This is a genomic window from Methyloversatilis discipulorum, from assembly GCF_000527135.1.
Lineage (GTDB): Bacteria > Pseudomonadota > Gammaproteobacteria > Burkholderiales > Rhodocyclaceae > Methyloversatilis > Methyloversatilis discipulorum.
Window position 1 is genome coordinate 2,431,756 of record NZ_AZUP01000001.1, and the last position, 15,648, is coordinate 2,447,403.

Below are 15,648 nucleotides of genomic sequence, written 5' to 3' on the forward strand. Positions count from 1 at the left end.
TTTGATGCAGAACACAAGCAACAATGCACCACCAAGAAGGCTGCCCACAGCAAGAGACGCCAAGTAGGTGATGACCAGCCAAGGAGCCGCCAACGTTGCCGGCACAAAAGACGAGAGGCCAACAAGCGTGACGACGCCACCAATGGCCGCGCCTGCAACGAACACGACAGCTATGCGAATGGCAACGGACGTTGGCTGAAGGAAACGAGCAACTAAGAAGGCGAGTGTCAGCACGAGCGCCGCACCGGGGACAACTACCAATGCTGTGAACAAAGGGGCCATAGCGTTCTAACGTTTGACATGAGAGGCTCGACCCGGCTTGCCGGGGCGAGTCCTCTCGATGGAAGGGTTAGGCGCCGCCATCGAGGTCTCGGGCATCTTCTGTTTCTGCCCAATCTTTCATATCGGTGACGACGCACTTAGCGACGAAGTCAAAGACATCGTCGAACGTCTCGGACACTATGTTCCAGGATCTCGGCGACTCACTGGACCCTGAGGCGAAGACGGGGTGAAAGCAAATGACACGATTCATCACCTTTCCCGCCTGTATCTCCAATCCCGCGAAATCATCGCAGTCTTGACGTTGTGCGAACACTAAGACTTGACCGCGACTCACATCTTCTCGTGCAAAGGCGCGAGCGGCGAAAGCAAACTGATCGGGCTCCGTGAAGAAGTGCCATGGCGTGAAATGAACGAGTTCCTGGCACAGGAACCACCGCAGAGCATTTGGCCAATCGTGGCTGACTTTCGATGGATGCACGACGACTCTCTCCTGCGGCGCCTAACGTTGAAGCTCAGCGGGCGGCGCAGCCGTCCGCTGGAGCGACCGGTTGGGCCGCAGTGTGGAACCAGACCTCTGTGCCCACTGGAACATCTGGCTTAGAAAGTCCCCGGAAGATGCAACCCCACCGCAACTCCTTTGGTGGCGGTGTTTGGGAGATCCATTGAACCGTAAGCGTTGCATGCGCAACCGAGCCATCCGGTTTTCGCAGTTGAACCTCCAAGGTGTCTGGGCCGTCGTAGTCGTGCGCGAGCGGACCGGGAACGACAACCAAGCCGCCCCAGGCGGGAATATCGAAAGCGTCCTCGACCGTCAAGAGTAAGTTCATCTTCCTGCTGCCCAACGTTTGACATGAGAGGCGTGACCCGGCTTGCCGGGGCACGTCCTCTCGATGGAAGGGTTAGGCGTCTCGGGCCTTTGGCTCATAGACCTGCTTCCTTCCATGATTTGTACCCAAGGGCAGTGAGAATTCGACGAGATAGGCCGCAGCTCCAAGAGCACATTTGGATTTGACGATGAAGGTTTGGATGATCGGCCCATACAGCAGCTAAGTACTGCACAAGAAGAGTATTGAGTTCTGACTCTTCTGCGACGCGCGGAAGATTTGTCATGAGTGACAGAACCAGATCGGGCTCAGAGCTTCTCGCAGTTGCTTCTCTCAAAAGAGCTTCAACAACGACACGGTCAATCCTTCTGCTTGCATGCACAAACCGCTCGCGCCAGCTACGAGTCTGTGTTGACCACGCGTGCAGCAGCGCCGGAACGTCTTTTTCGGACAGCCTTTCAATCAGCTCTTCGACTTCAATGAATCTGTCTTCAGAGTAGTACTGCTCTTCGTCCAGCAGCAGAACTTGCTGAAGTTCTTCGATATGCGACATAGACGCCTAACGTTTGAACTCAGCGGCCCGCTTTAGCGGGTCCGCTGCAGTGAGTAGTTAGGTGGTACGCATCACCTTCGTCAGGAAACAACGGCTCATACGTAACGCCCGCCTTATGCAGCGCAGCCATTGATCTAAAGGCGATATCGCTCCAGCATTCGCTCACTTCCGGCGGCGCATCGTTGGGTATTTTTCGCCATTCATTAGCGATAAATGCGATTTGCTCTGGGGAAAGCCAAAGAGCAATTCTGCCTTTTGCGATTTCGTCATCGGGATCTATCGGGTCCATGCCTACACCTAACTTTGTTTTCTGGCGCAATTCTGCGCCATAACTACGGACGCCGCCGGGTAAACAGGCGGACGTGATCGTTCTGAAACGGCTTGCGGTGGGGCTTTTCGGTGCGTCATTCCGACATCCATACAGTATTAAACAACGACAAAAAACCTCACCCCTTCCCTGTAGCCGAAGGGGTCGTCCGGAATGTACCCGAACAGGCTGCCTCCAACTATGCCATCAGCCTTTCGGCCAGCCAGTCCATCAGTACCCTTACCCGGTGCGGCACGTGCCGGTTGCCCGGCAGCACGGCGTACACGCCCAGTTCGGGCGTCGCGCAGTCGGTGAGCACCGGAACAAGGCGGCCGTCGGCCAGCCAGGGGTCGAGGATGAAATCGGGCTGGCAGGTGAGGCCCATGCCGCGGGCGGCGGCTTCGGTCAGGACGTCGCCGTTGCTGGCGGTGAGCGGGCTGCGCAGGGGCACGGTGACCGTGCGGCCGTCGGGCGTGGTGAAGGTCCAGCTCGGCTGGGTGGCGACGGCGGTGTAGCCGAGGCAGGCGTGGTTCGCCAGGTCTTCGGGCGTGGCCGGGGTGCCGTGGCGGGCGAGGTAGTCGGGTGAGGCGACCGCGATCAGGCGGCTCGTGCCGATGCGGCGGGCGACGGTGGCGGGGTCGAGCTTCGCGGTGACGCGGATGGCGAGGTCCATGCCCTCTTCGATCAGGTTCACGCGGCGGTCGTTGTAGTCGATGTCGAGCGTGACTTCGGGATAGCGCTCGGCGAAGTCGAGCAGCAGCGGCGACAGGCGCTTCAGGCCATAGCTCAGCGGCGCGCCGAGGCGGATCGGGCCGCGCGGGGTCTGCCGCTCTTCGGCGATGCCGGTTTCGGCGGCTTCGACCAGATTCAGGATGACGCGGCACTTTTCCAGATAGGCGGTGCCGGCCGAGGTGAGCGACAGCCGGCGCGTGCTGCGCGCCAGCAGCTTGGCGCCAAGGTGGGCTTCGAGCGCGGCAATCTGCCGGGTGACCACCGAGCGGGCAACACCCATCTGCTGGGCGACGGCGGAAAAGCTGCCCAGTTCGGTCACGCGAACGAAAAGTTGCATGGCGTCGAGACGGTCCATTGTTGCAATTCCGGCAACGAGTATTTGCAGATTGTCGTCTATTTCGGACAAGCCGGAATGACTAAGCTGCAGTCATCGAATCACGGATGCCTGCCATGAGCACCGCCGCACCGCACACCTACCCCGCCAGTCTCTTCGTACCGCACGGCGCGCCGACCTTCGCGCTGCGCCCGGGCGCGGCCGGCGCAGCGCTGAAGGCGAAGGCCGACCTGCTGCCGCGGCCGCGCGCCATCGTCGCGGTCAGCGCGCACTGGGACAGCGCCGTGCCCACGGTCGGCACGGCCGACAGGCTGGACACCATCCACGATTTCTACGGCTTCCCGCCCGAGCTGTACGCGATCCGCTACCCGGCGACCGGCTGCCGCGAACTGGCGGGCATCGTCGCCTCGGCCATCGAGGACGCCGGCCTGCCGGTGCAGCTCGACGCCGAGCGTGGTCTCGATCACGGCGCCTGGGTGCCGCTGCGCCTGATGTACCCGGACGCCGACGTGCCGGTGATTCCGCTGTCGCTGCAGAGCCGCGGCGGCGCCGAAGGCGCGTACCGGCTGGGCCGGGCGCTGGCGCCGCTGGCCGCGCAGGGTCTGCGCGTGCTCGGCTCCGGCAACCTGACGCACAACCTGCGCGACTGGCAGATCGTCGCCCACGGCGACGGCCGCACGCCCGCCTATGTGCGCGCCTTCGCCGACTGGTTCGCCGCGCGGCTGGCCGCCGGTGACACCGAGGCGCTGCTCGACTACCGCCGGCGCGCGCCGGACGCCGTGCGTGCCCACCCGAGCGAGGAGCACCTGCTGCCCTTCTTCGTCGCACTCGGTGCGGCGGGCGAAGGAGCGACCGCCGAGCGCTTCCACGCCGGCATCGACGACTATGTGCTGGCGATGGACGCCTGGGCCTTCACCCCTGATCGAGGAGCGCTGCAATGAGCCTGAAGAACACTGCCGCCAACTACGGCCGCATCGCCAAATGGTTCCATTGGGCAACCGCCGCGCTCTTTCTCGCCGCCTATGTGTCGGTCTACTACCGCCAGTGGTTCACCGAGAAGCAGACGCCGGAAAACATGACGGCGCTGCAGATCCACCTGTCGGTCGGCGTGAGCATCGCCGTCATCGTGGCGCTGCGCGTGATCTGGCGCCTGATGAACCGCGCGCCGGCCGACGAACCGGGCACGCCGCTGGCGCACCGCGCCGCCCACCTGGGCCATCTGGCGCTGTACGCGGTGATGATCGTCGCGCCCATCACCGGCTACCTCGGCACCGGCGTGAATACCGATTTCTTCTTCCTGTTCGAGATTCCGAAGTTCGAGAACACAGCGCTATTCCAGAGCGTGGTGGCCGAAGGTCTGGGGCTTGATTTCAAGACCTTCGAGAAACCGATCGATTTCATCCACAAGGATGTGCTCGGCGCCTGGCTGATCTGGCTGCTCGTACTGGGCCACGCCGGCGCCGCGCTGTACCACCACTTCGTCCTGCGTGACCGCACGCTGGTGAAGATGACTTCCGGCGGCTGAGCCGCCCTCACCCTCGCTGCATATATATAGATGTACCCAAACCGGAGAACCGCCATGACCTCACTGAAAGCCCTCATCGCCTCGCTCGCCCTCGCCGCTGTCGCCGCCCCCGCGCTGGCCGCGCCGGAAACCTTCAAGCTCGACCCGAACCACAGTTTCCCGCGCTTCTCGTACAGCCACTTCGGCTACTCGACCCAGCTGAGCCGCTTCGACAAGACCAGCGGCACGATCACGCTGGACCGCGCGGCGAAGACCGGCGCGGTGGACATCACCATCGACACGAAGTCGGTGAGCACCGGTTCGACGCTGTTCAACGAGCACATCCAGGCCGAGGACTTCCTCGATACCGCCCGCTACCCGACCGCCACTTTCAAGTCGACCAAGGTGGTGTTCGACGGCGACAAGCCGGTCGCGGTCGACGGCACGCTGACGCTGAAGGGCGTGAGCAAGCCGGTGACGCTCAAGGTGACCAGCTTCCACTCGATGCCGCACCCGATGACCAAGAAGGACGCCATCGGCGCCAACGCCACGGTCACCGTCAAGCGCACCGACTTCAACATGGGCAAGTACGCGCCGAACGTGGGCGATGACGTGACCATCGACATCGCGGTCGAGGCGATCAAGGAATAATCGGCGGGAGATGCGCCCGAGCTGCGGCCGGGGCGGGTTTCTGTGGGAGAGGTCCTCCGGCCCCGGCAGCAGCCTGAATCGTAGCCTGCGGACCGCAACGGCTGCGTCGCGGTCAGAAGACCGCTCCCACAGGGGTGGTGCGCCTGATCCACTACCCGAGTCTGCGCCTGGGTTCTGTGGGAGGGGTCTTCTGGCCCCGACTGCGGCCTGGATCGAAGCCTGCGGGCTGCAACGGCCGCGTCGCGGTCAGAAGACCGCTCCTACAGGGGTAGTGCGCCTGATCCACGACCCGAGCCTGAGCCGGGGTTCTGTGGGAGGGGTCTTCTGACCCCGACAGCGGCGGTTACCTGTAGGCACTGTCGCGGCCAGGGGCGCGCCCACAGGGTAGAGTCATCTGCGCCACGGTTTGCTGTCAAACGTCATACCGATAACGGAGATCATCATGAGCGCCGCACCACCGAAAGCCCATGTCACCCGCATCGCCCGCCGCCGGGCACGGGTCGGGTTCGAGGTCGAATACGAAGCGCTGATCCGCGAAATGTTCGAGGCCATGCGTCAAGCACCCGGCTTTCTCGGCGCGCAGATGATCACGCCCGAGCAGCCGGGCGGTGACTACCAGGTGATCGCGCATTTCCGCTCGGAGGCGGATCTTAAAGCCTGGGACGAGAGCCCCGCGCGTGCGGCGCTGCAGCCGCGGCTGTGCGCGGCTGGCGAGAACGAACCTGAATACCGCGTGGTGACCGGGCTTGAAGCGTGGTTCGGTCCGCAGGTGGTGGCGCCGTCGGCTCACCCGCCGCGCGCACGCATGGCGCTGGTGACCTGGATGGGCATCTTCCCGACGGTGTCGCTCTTCCTCTGGCTGGTGGCGCCCTGGCTTACGCCGCTGCCCTTCCTGCCGCGGGTCGCGCTGCTCACCGCGCTGATCGTCATCACGATGACCTGGGTGGTGATGCCGCGGCTGACGCGGCTGATGCGCGGCTTCCTGAATCCGGCGGCGGGCAGATAGCGTCCGTTGTCGAGCGGCGCACGGCCTTGTGGGAGCTTGCTCGCGATTGCGGCGTAGAACGGAGCCAGCGGCCTGCCGAAGCCCCATCGCGACCAGAGGTCGCTCCCACGAAAGCAGTCCCAGATCACTGTCGGAGCGGGGCTCTGGTGAGAGCGAGCTTGCTCGCGATTGCGGGGTGGATCGAAGCCGGTGGCTTGCAACGCCGCGCCGCTTACGCCGGCAACTCGTCCAGCGCGCCGTCGAGGTGGGTCTGGTCGCCCCAGCGCTCGATGCGCCAGCCGCTGGCGTCGTGCGCGATCCAGTTCAGCGCGCAGTTGGCAATGTCGAAGTCGCGCTTGCCGGTGAGCGGCAGGTCGCGCACGCGACGGGCGACGATGTCGAGCACGCCGCCGTGCGTCACCAGCAGCACCGTGTGGCCGGCGTGGCGGGCGCGCAGCGCCTCGACCAGGCCCCAGATGCGGGCGTCGAACTGGATTAGGCTTTCGCCGCTGCCGCCGGGAAACTGCGCCGCCGGATCGCGCGCCTCGAAGCGGTGGAAGTCCTCCGGATGGCGCTCGCGCGCCTCGGCGTAGGTCAGCCCCTGGAAGGCGCCGTAATGGCGCTCGCGCAGCGCCGGCTCCGGCATGACCGGCTGGCCGCGCGGCACCGCGATACGACCGGCGGTCACCCATGCACGGCCGAGGTCCGAGCCGTAGAGCGTGTCGATGCGCTCTGCCAGCAGCGCCTGCGCCGTGGCCTGCGCCTGCAGCAGGCCGCGTTCGTTCAGCGGAATGTCGATCTGGCCCTGCACGCGCCGATCGACGTTCCAGGTGGTTTCGCCGTGGCGGACCAGGCAGATGCGGGTGGTGGCGGTCATGGAGCGATCCTTGTGCGATGCAATATTGTAGGGCGTCGGCAGCTGCTCCGTTCAGCGGCCGCGTCGCGGCCAAGGCCGCTGCCTCAGAGACGCTGCGCCCCATCAAGGGGCGAAGCCTGAGTCCGGGTTCTGTTGGAGGGGTCTTCTGACCCCGACTGCGGCCTGAATCGAAGCCCGCGGACTGCCGCGGCCGCGTCGCGGTCAGAAGACCGCTCCCACAATGCGTCGTGGCTGCCGCCCCCAACCCCAGCACACACGCGCCAAAGCGCCGCCAGCGGTTACCATCGCGCCTTCACCTCCACCCCGACGCCATGCGCGCCCTGCTGACGCTCGCCGATCTGACCGACCGACTGAACGAGGCCTGCGGCCGCGTGCTGCCGTGGACCGTGCTGGCGGCGGTGCTGCTGGCGGTAGGCAATGCGCTGGCGCGCAAGTTCGACGCCGGCTCGAATGCGCTGCTGGAGGCGCAGTGGTATCTGGTGTCGGCCGCCTTCCTGCTCGGCGCCGGTCGCGTGCTGAAGCTGGACGAGCACGTGCGCATCGATCTGCTCACCGCGCGCCTGTCGCCGCGCGGAAAGCTGAAAGCCGACATCGCCGCGCTCGCGCTGACCGTGCTGCCGGTATGCCTGCTGATGCTGTGGCTGTCCTGGCCCTGGTTCCTGTCCTCGTGGATCAGCAATGAAGTGTCGGCCAGCGCCGGCGGCCTGCCGCTGTGGCCGGCGCGCATCCTGGTGCCGGCCGGCTTTGCGCTGCTGACACTGCAGGCGCTGGCGCTGATCGTGCGCCGGATCGCCGCGCTGGCGGAGACCGACGCGTGAACGCCGTCGCACGGGCTGCGCGCCGGTCACGCTGCGAGCAGAGGGGCGTCCAATGACCGCCTGGCTGGCCGCCAATCTGGCCCCGGTCATGTTCTTCGCGATGATCCTGTTCCTGCTGTCGGGGGCGCCAGTGGCGTTCGCGCTCGCCACCTGCGGCATCGTGTTCGGGCTGATCGGTATCGAACTCGGCCTGCTGTCGGCGTCGCTGGTGCAGGCGATGCCGGACCGCGTGTTCGGCGTCATGAGCAACGACACGCTGCTCGCGATCCCCTTCTTCACCTTCATGGGCCTGCTGCTCGAACGCTCCGGCATGGCCGAGGACCTGCTCGATACCGTCGGCCGGCTGTTCGGCACGCTGCGCGGCGGGCTGGCGGTGGCGGTGGTACTGGTCGGCGCGATGCTGGCGGCCACCACCGGCGTGGTCGCGGCGTCGGTCATTTCCATGGGGCTGATTTCGCTGCCCATCATGCTGCGCGCCGGTTACGACGCGCGGCTGGCCAGCGGCGTGATCGCCGCGTCGGGCACGCTGGCGCAGATCATTCCGCCTTCGCTGGTGCTCATCGTGCTGGCCGACCAGCTGAACCGGCCGGTCGGCGACATGTATCGCGGGGCGCTGCTGCCCGGCCTGGTGCTGACCGGCTTCTACCTGATCTACGTGCTGGCGGTCGCCTGGTTCAGTCCGCAGCGCGCGCCCGCGCTGCCGGAGGCGGACGACCACGACGCCGCCGAGCGGCGCGGCGTTTGGGCGCTGTTCGCGGTCGCGCTGGCGGCCGGTGTGGGCGCCAGCCAGTTGCCGGCGCTGCAGGCGCACGCCGCCGACGCGCGCGCTTTGCTGTCGGTCACCGCCGGTGGCGCGGTGGCCTGGCTGCTGGCGCTGGCCGACCGCCTGCTGCGCCTGAACCTGCTGCCGGATCTGGCGCGCCGCGTCGCCTTCGTGCTGATGCCGCCGCTGGCGCTCATCTTCCTCGTGCTCGGCACCATCTACCTCGGCCTGGCGACGCCGACCGAAGGCGGCGCGATGGGCGCGGCCGGTGCGCTGCTGATGGCGCTGGCGCGCCGTCGGCTCAGCGGCGAACTGCTGAACCAGGCGCTCGACCGCACGGTGCGGCTGACCTGCTTCGTGCTATTCATTCTGATCGGCGCCCGGCTGTTCTCGCTCACCTTCTACGGCATCGACGGCCACCTGTGGGTCGAGCACCTGCTGCTGTCGCTGCCCGGCGGCCAGACCGGCTTCCTGATCGCGGTCATGCTGCTGGTGTTCGTGCTCGCCTTCTTCCTCGACTTCTTCGAACTGGCTTTCATCATCGTGCCGCTGCTGGCGCCGGTGGCCGAGAAGCTGGGCATAGACCTGGTGTGGTTCGGCGTGCTGCTGGCGGTGAACATGCAGACCTCCTTCATGCACCCGCCCTTCGGCTTCGCGCTGTTCTACCTGCGCTCGGTGGCGCCGAAGACGCTGCCAACGCGCGACATCTACTGGGGCGCCGTACCTTTCGTCGGCATCCAGATCGTCATGGTGGCGCTGGTGCTGGCGGTGCCTCAGCTGGTCACCGCCAACCTCGGAGGTCCGGCGCGGGCGGCCGGCAGCGGCGACTACATGGACGACGGCTACGAACGTGCGGACGGCACGCCGCGTCTGCCGGCCAACCACCCGGACGCATCGCTCGAAGCGGCGATCGAGCGGGCGGAGCGCCTGTCCGGTCAGACCGACGGCGACTGAGCGCGAAGCCGTACCGTCCGTCGGGAATCCGTCCTGCGCCGCCGCTGCGGCGTCAAGTAATGCCGCGTCCTGTCGTGAACCCTTCGTCCATAGCGAACTGAAGGGCTTTTCCCGTGAAGATATCCACTCGCCTGGCACTGATCGTGTCGTGCTCCGCCATCGGTCTGGTGCTGATAGGCGGCATCGCACTGAATGAAATCCGCTCGACCATGATGGCGGAGCGCGAGGCGCGCATCGTCACGCTGCTCAAGCTGTCCACCGGCATCCTGCAGCGCTATCACGAGCAGGAAAAGGCTGGCACGCTGACCCGCGAACAGGCACAGACCCACGCCCGCGAGGCCCTGCTCGGCCTGCAGAGCGACGATCACTACATGTTCGCGCGCAGCGCCGATGATGTGCTGCTGGCCCACGTACGCAAGGAAAAGCTTGGCCAGAAGGACAACGGTGGCGTGGCCCCCGACGGCCGCACCAATACCGATGTTTACCGCGAAGCGCTGGCCAAGGCCGACCCCGCCTTCGTCACCGTGCCGGCAAAGAAGCCGGGCGGCAGCGAAGCGCTGCCGAAGATGAACGGCGTCACCCATTTCGCGCCGTGGGCGTGGACCCTGGGCACCGGCTTCTTCGTCGATGACATCGAACAGGCCTTCAAGTCCTACGCACTGAAGCTGCTGTTCATCGCGCTGGCGGTGATCGCAGCCACCGTGGCACTGACCATCACCGCGTCGCGCCGCATCTTTGCGCAGATCGGCGGCGAACCGGAGGTGGCGATGCGGGCCGCCACCGAAATCGCCGCCGGGCGACTCGACGTGGCGATGCCCGTCGCACGCAACGGCAGTCTGCTGCATTCGCTGTCCATCATGCGCGACAGCCTGAAGACCATGATAGGCGGCATCCAACAGGGTTCGAAGTCGCTGACCGCGGCGGCCTCGGACATCGCCGGACGCATGCAGCAGATCCGCGAGGCTTCCGGCCAGTCGTCGTCCGCGACCTCATCGACCGCCGCAGCGATCGAGGAAATGACGGTCAGCGTGAGCCAGATCGCCGACAGCGCGCGCGACTCTGAAAGCCACTCCAGCCGTTCGGCCGAACTGGCCATCGTCGGCGAACAGCGGGTGCAGTCGGCCGCCGGCGCCATCGAGGACGTATCCCGGCAGGTCACCGACGCATCGGAACGCATCGGCGAACTGGCCGAACGCTCGCGCCAGATCAGCGGCATCGCCAAGACCATCAAGGAAATTGCCGAACAGACCAATCTGCTGGCGCTCAACGCGGCAATCGAGGCGGCACGTGCCGGCGAACAGGGCCGCGGCTTCGCGGTCGTCGCCGACGAAGTGCGCAAGCTGGCCGAACGCACCACGCAGGCGACCGGCGAAATCGCGCAGACCATCGCGGCGATCCAGACCGACACCGACGCCGTCGTGCACAGCATGGAAGCGGTGCGCCCGCAGATTCAGAAGGGCGTGGCCCTGGCCGGCGAGGCCGCAGCCGCACTGCGCAGCATCAACGACGGTGCGACCGAAGCGCTGCACCAGATCCGCAGCGTCGCCCACGCCACCGCGGAACAGACGCAGGCCAGCAACAGCATCGCCAGCAACGTCGAACGTATCGCCCACATGGTCGAAGAATCCGACCACTCAGTGCTGGCGGCCGAACAGACCGTGCATCAGCTCAGCGCACTGGCCAGCGAACTCGATTCGACCATCGCCCGCTTCCGCGTCTGATCAGCGTCGCCGCGCGCGCCAGCCCAGCAGTCCGAAACCGGCCAGCAGCAGGGCCCAGGAAGACGGCTCGGGCACCGGCGCGGCGACCAGGAACAGCGCGCCGTCGCTCACCTCCAGCCGATGGCCGGCGACGACGAGGCGCTCGCTGAGCGCCAGCGTTCCGCCATCGGCCACGCGGACTTCACCGGCACGGATGACCTCGATACGCCCACCTGCCGGCAACAACAGGGCAGGATCGACGTCGAGCCACGCGGCTCCGGAGAGCATCACCGAGGCGGCCGACAGCAACGGCCGGTCGCCGATGCCTCCGGGGATCTCCAGGTTGCGCCCGGTAATGGTCAGACGGCCATCCAGCAGCAAGGTGTCGAGCTCCAGTGCAGCGTCACTCCCCAGCCACAGTTCGCCGCCCGCATGCACGTCGATCGAACCGCCGGTGAAGCTGTCTGCGACCAGCCGCCCGCCGGCCATGACCTCGAAACTGCCGGCCAGCGCGCCCTCGAACGCCAGTTCCCCGCCCTGAACGCTGGTCAGCCCCTGCACCCGGTAAGGGCCAGCCACGGTGACGCGCCCCTCGCCCGCCTTGGTCAACCCACCCGGGCCGGCGACGCCGCCGGACAGCACGATGTCGTACCCATTGCTGTCCAGCTTGCCGCCGTCGGGACCGATGAACACGCGGCGCTGCAGGTCGAGGTCGGCCAGCGCCTGCACCGTGCCTCCCGACAGCAACAGATCGCCGGCGACGTCGCCGAGCCGCGCGTCATGATCGATGCGCACAGTATTGGCGACCGACGTGCCGCCGGTGTGCGTGTACTCACCCGCCAGCGTGAGCACGCCGGGCCCGTGGGCGTACATCACCCCGGCACCGCCGATGTGGCCGGTGTGGGTTTCGTCGGCGTCGATGTAGAACCCGACACTGGCGCCGTTCGCGACCTGGATGTCGGCACCAAGCGTGGCGCTGCGACCAACCAGCGCGCCCTCCTGCACCACGACGCTTGCCTGGCGGTTGGTGCCACGCAACCACAGCAGTCCACCACCCTCCTTGACGAAGCGGCCGCTGCCGGAAAGTTCGCCTGACCACGCCTGAGCGCCACCGTCGACCATCATCCGGACCACGGCGTCGTTCCTGATCGCCTTCGCCGCGGCACCCGGCGAAAGCAGCAGTTCGCCGGCGGCCACGTTCATCCGGCCGCTCATCGAGTTCTGTCCGCTCAGGGCAAGGGTTCCACCGCCGGTCTTGATCAGATCGCCGTGACCCTCAATGCGTCCGGCAAAGGCCGAACTGTCGTCGACGTTCAGCGTAAGGGCGTGTCGCCCGAGACGCAGCACGCTGTCGTCGTAAGCGCTGTCGATCGCGGTCAGTGTGCGCTCGCCAGCTGCCGTGCTCAGGTCCAGCATCGTGCCGGCACCCAGCGCTATCCTGCTGCGCTCGCCCGAACTGCCTGCGCCGTCGAACACCAGTCTGCCAGCCACCACGTCGAGCAGTCCGTCGAAAGCCCCTGCGGCGCCCAGCACGAGATCGCCCGCGCCACGGTGGCTCAGCGTACCGGTGCCACTCAACGCGCCGCGGATCACCAGGGCCCCCGGCGCACTGAGGATCTCTCCGTGCTCGACGACATGAACGCCGCGCTGCAGCTCCATCGCATCCAGCGTCTGCAACTGACCACCGCGCAGCACGAGATCGGCGCCCACGGCACCGAGTGAGACATCCTTCGCAACCCGAAGCGCACCACGCACTTCAGTGCCGCCCTCCTGCAGATGTTCGCCGCTCAAGTCCAGCAGGACACCGGCGCCGACGCGCAGCGTACCGCGCCCCGACATGCTGCCGTCGAAGCGCGTCCAGGTATCGCTGCCGGACGCCAGTTCGAGCACGCTCTCGCCCAGCACCACATGACCGCCGCCACTCAGGGTCCGGAAGGTTTGTGGTGCCGTCGTCGACAACAGATCCAGTGTCGCCCCGGCGGCGACTTCGACATCCAGGGCGTGTGCCAGCATGGCTCCGCTGCCGAACGCGAGCGTTCCGGCGTCGATCCGGAGCAGCCCGGCGAAGGTCTGGGCGCTGTTCAGGGACAGCCGGCCCTCACCGCTCTTGATGAGGTCGCCATGACCCGACAGGGTGTGCTCATACGTGGCGTCCTCCCGCTGAACGAACTCGATGCGGCCACCCCGCAGCTGGATATCAGTGCGCAATGACGACACGCTGCCGGCCAGCGTGCCCTCATGAATCCGTGGTGTCGCGTTCCATACATTCTGGCCGGAGGTGACATCGAGCCGCCCGCTTCCGTGTTTGTCGAGCGGGTCGTAAACCGTCAGCCGCCCGTGTATGGCCAGGTCGAACGAATCGGTATCGATGCCCGCCCTGCCGTATCCCGGCGTCGTCGAACCGACCACCACATCGCGGAAGGTTTCGAAGCTGGCGGTTACGAACAGCTTGCTATGGCGCGCGAGGACGAAGGCATCGCCCTGCGGACCGAGTTCGGCATCGCTTCCGGCATCGACAGTCTGCAGAACCGGAAGCTGGAACTCATAGCCATACCCTCCGATCTCCGTTCCACTCCAACCGGAGTACCAATCTCCGCCGGTCGAGATGACCACGCCCCACCAGCCGGAAGTGCAGCCGCAGAGTCCTTCTTCCGAGACCGGCGCCCACCAGAGAGGTATCTGGGCCCGCTCGAAATCGAAGCGCTGCCATGCAGTGAATGCCTCATCAAGGCCCGCCTCGGCGCCGCCGTCGTACAGACCCGCGTGTGCCGGGAGGCTGGCGAAGCCGGTGCACGCCATGGCAATGGCAGCAGCGAGTGCATGGGGCGTGAACCGGAACGAATTCATGACATCCTCCAGAATCGAAGATGCCAATTTCAAGCGCCGGCATTACCCCGTCGTGACATCGGCATTAATCCTGTCGAGGAAAGACAACACCGCCCGCGCACACGCCTCCGGCGCCTCCATCGGCACCAGATGGCCGGTCGGCAGTTCGACCCAGTCGCGGCCCCAGAAGCGGCGGTTCTGTTCGCGGCCGGCGAGGCGGGTTTCTTCGGAATGACTGCCGGTGATGAAACCGACCGGCGTGCCGCGGGCACGTAGCCGGCGTACCGCCAGCAGCGCGTCGCGGTGGGCGATGGTCGCGTAGACGTCGCGCTCGGTTTCGCGCGGGATGGCCAGCGTAACGCCGCCGCCCGGATGTTCGTGCAGGCCGGCGCGGATGAAGTCGTCGAGCACGCCGGGCGCCCAGCGCTGCACGAAATCCTTGCTGCCCAGATGGGCGCGCGCTTCCTCGCGCGACGCCCAGTGGTTGCGCCGACGCGCTGCCACCGGCGCCGGGCCGAGCTTCCAGGTGAGTCCGGTCGCCTTGGCGGCCGACACCAGCGTCGCCCGCCAGCCGAGCACCATCGGCGAGTCGATCAGCACCACCTGGGATACCCGCTGCGGCAGCCGCGCTGCCGCCATCGCCGCCAGATAGCCGCCCATCGAGTGGCCGACCAGCACCAGCGGCCCGTCGGGCAGCGCCTCGATGCGCTCCATCACCTGCACCCGCATGCGCCGCCAGCCGTGACCGGGCCGGTGCCGCGCTTCGGTGCCGATCGCGTCAATCGCATCGACCGTCCAGCGCGCCGCCAGCGGCTCGAGGAAGGCGCGATAGACGCCAGCCGGGTAGCCGTTCGCGTGCAGGAAAAGCAGCCGGGAAGAGGGTATGTTCATTGGATCGGAAGCATAACGCTGGCCGGCAGAATGCTCCCTGCTGCCGTTTGAGTCATGTCAATGTTGCGGCGCGGAATCCAGCGCAGACTGGTTATAAACAACCCACCAATCGGAAGGAAGACATCATGAAAAGAGAATGGGCAGTCATCGCGCTCTCCCTCTGTATGAGCGGCCCGGTATGGGCCGACGCGTCGGGCAAGCACGCCGGCGCCGACCACCCGGCCGAGGCCGTCAAGGGCAAGAAGCCGGCCAATGTCGCCGCCAAGCCTGCGCTGCCGCCGGGCGTCAGTACGCAGACGAAGAAAGTGCACGCAGGCTACGAGCATCCGGCGGTCGAAGGGCATGACCAGCACGTGCCGACCGCGGTCGAGAACACGCCTGCGCTGCCGCCGGGTGTCAGCACGAAGACGAAGAAGGTGCATGCCGGTCAGGAGCATCCCGCAGTCGAAGGTCACGATCAGCATGTGCCGACTGCCGTCGAGAACACCCCGGCATTGCCGCCGGGCGCGACCACGGCGACGCACAAGGTGCATGCCGGCTACGAACACCCGGCGATCGAAGGTCACGACCACCCGTTGCCGTCGGCCACCGAGAGCAAGCCGGCACTGCCGCCGGGCGTCAAGCCCTGAGCCGGAGGCGGACGGCGC

At 66.5% G+C, this 15,648-nt stretch carries 15 protein-coding genes; 8 read left to right on the plus strand and 7 right to left on the minus strand.

The genetic code is table 11. The features are described from left to right. Window positions 1-349 precede the first annotated feature (349 nt). From METFAM1_RS20875 to METFAM1_RS0111315, 4 genes are all read right to left on the minus strand, one after another. Complete coding sequence (locus tag METFAM1_RS20875; RefSeq protein WP_157256617.1) at window positions 350-760, minus strand: hypothetical protein; 411 nt, start codon at window positions 758-760, stop codon at window positions 350-352. A 443-nt stretch (window positions 761-1,203) separates the two neighbouring features. Continuing rightward, window positions 1,204-1,659 (minus strand): hypothetical protein, encoded by a 456-nt coding sequence (locus METFAM1_RS20880; RefSeq protein ID WP_157256618.1) that lies wholly within the window; start codon window positions 1,657-1,659, stop codon window positions 1,204-1,206. Between the two features lie 19 nt (window positions 1,660-1,678). Further along, complete coding sequence (locus METFAM1_RS20885) at window positions 1,679-1,948, minus strand: hypothetical protein (protein WP_157256619.1); 270 nt, start codon at window positions 1,946-1,948, stop codon at window positions 1,679-1,681. Window positions 1,949-2,165: 217 nt separating this feature from the next. Next, complete coding sequence (locus METFAM1_RS0111315) at window positions 2,166-3,053, minus strand: LysR family transcriptional regulator (protein WP_019915364.1); 888 nt, start codon at window positions 3,051-3,053, stop codon at window positions 2,166-2,168. 95 nt (window positions 3,054-3,148) lie between these two features. Here METFAM1_RS0111315 and METFAM1_RS0111320 point away from each other — a divergent pair, with 95 nt between their 5' ends. From METFAM1_RS0111320 to METFAM1_RS0111335, 4 genes are all read left to right on the plus strand, one after another. After that, the gene (locus METFAM1_RS0111320; protein ID WP_019915365.1) at window positions 3,149-3,973 is read left to right on the plus strand and encodes a DODA-type extradiol aromatic ring-opening family dioxygenase; all 825 of its coding nucleotides are present in this window, start codon (window positions 3,149-3,151) and stop codon (window positions 3,971-3,973) included. Then, on the plus strand, window positions 3,970-4,557 hold the full coding sequence (locus METFAM1_RS0111325; protein WP_019915366.1) for a cytochrome b: 588 nt from the start codon (window positions 3,970-3,972) through the stop codon (window positions 4,555-4,557). Before METFAM1_RS0111320 ends, METFAM1_RS0111325 begins: the two co-directional genes overlap by 4 nt. Before the next feature lie 54 nt (window positions 4,558-4,611). Continuing rightward, window positions 4,612-5,187 carry a YceI family protein gene (locus METFAM1_RS0111330; protein ID WP_019915368.1) on the plus strand — a complete coding sequence of 192 codons (576 nt, stop codon included), beginning with the start codon at window positions 4,612-4,614 and terminating at the stop codon, window positions 5,185-5,187. 442 nt (window positions 5,188-5,629) lie between these two features. Beyond that, entirely contained in the window at window positions 5,630-6,193 is a 564-nt protein-coding gene (locus METFAM1_RS0111335; RefSeq protein WP_019915370.1) for an antibiotic biosynthesis monooxygenase, read from the plus strand. A 211-nt stretch (window positions 6,194-6,404) separates the two neighbouring features. Here the strand turns inward: METFAM1_RS0111335 and METFAM1_RS0111340 are convergent, their stop codons facing one another. Then, complete coding sequence (locus METFAM1_RS0111340; RefSeq protein WP_019915371.1) at window positions 6,405-7,049, minus strand: histidine phosphatase family protein; 645 nt, start codon at window positions 7,047-7,049, stop codon at window positions 6,405-6,407. Window positions 7,050-7,360: 311 nt separating this feature from the next. On the opposite strand from METFAM1_RS0111340, the gene METFAM1_RS0111345 reads away from it, so the two are divergent. The 3 genes from METFAM1_RS0111345 (at window position 7,361) to METFAM1_RS0111355 (ending at window position 11,305) form a co-directional block, all read left to right on the plus strand. Continuing rightward, a complete protein-coding gene (locus tag METFAM1_RS0111345) occupies window positions 7,361-7,867 on the plus strand; it encodes a TRAP transporter small permease subunit (RefSeq protein ID WP_019915372.1) in 507 nt (168 codons plus the stop codon). A 52-nt stretch (window positions 7,868-7,919) separates the two neighbouring features. Continuing rightward, window positions 7,920-9,584: a TRAP transporter large permease gene (locus METFAM1_RS0111350; RefSeq protein ID WP_019915373.1), complete on the plus strand. Its 1,665-nt coding sequence runs from the start codon at window positions 7,920-7,922 to the stop codon at window positions 9,582-9,584. A 113-nt stretch (window positions 9,585-9,697) separates the two neighbouring features. Further along, window positions 9,698-11,305 (plus strand): methyl-accepting chemotaxis protein, encoded by a 1,608-nt coding sequence (locus tag METFAM1_RS0111355; RefSeq protein ID WP_019915375.1) that lies wholly within the window; start codon window positions 9,698-9,700, stop codon window positions 11,303-11,305. On the opposite strand, the gene METFAM1_RS0111360 is transcribed toward METFAM1_RS0111355, so the two are convergent. Both METFAM1_RS0111360 and METFAM1_RS0111365 read right to left on the minus strand, forming a co-directional pair. Continuing rightward, the gene (locus METFAM1_RS0111360; protein ID WP_019915376.1) at window positions 11,306-14,131 is read right to left on the minus strand and encodes an autotransporter-associated beta strand repeat-containing protein; all 2,826 of its coding nucleotides are present in this window, start codon (window positions 14,129-14,131) and stop codon (window positions 11,306-11,308) included. Between the two features lie 42 nt (window positions 14,132-14,173). Beyond that, the gene (locus tag METFAM1_RS0111365; protein ID WP_019915377.1) at window positions 14,174-15,001 is read right to left on the minus strand and encodes an alpha/beta fold hydrolase; all 828 of its coding nucleotides are present in this window, start codon (window positions 14,999-15,001) and stop codon (window positions 14,174-14,176) included. Window positions 15,002-15,126: 125 nt separating this feature from the next. Between METFAM1_RS0111365 and METFAM1_RS0111370 the strand changes: the two genes are divergently transcribed. Further along, window positions 15,127-15,630: a hypothetical protein gene (locus tag METFAM1_RS0111370; protein WP_232419743.1), complete on the plus strand. Its 504-nt coding sequence runs from the start codon at window positions 15,127-15,129 to the stop codon at window positions 15,628-15,630. The last annotated feature ends 18 nt before the right edge of the window (window positions 15,631-15,648 follow it).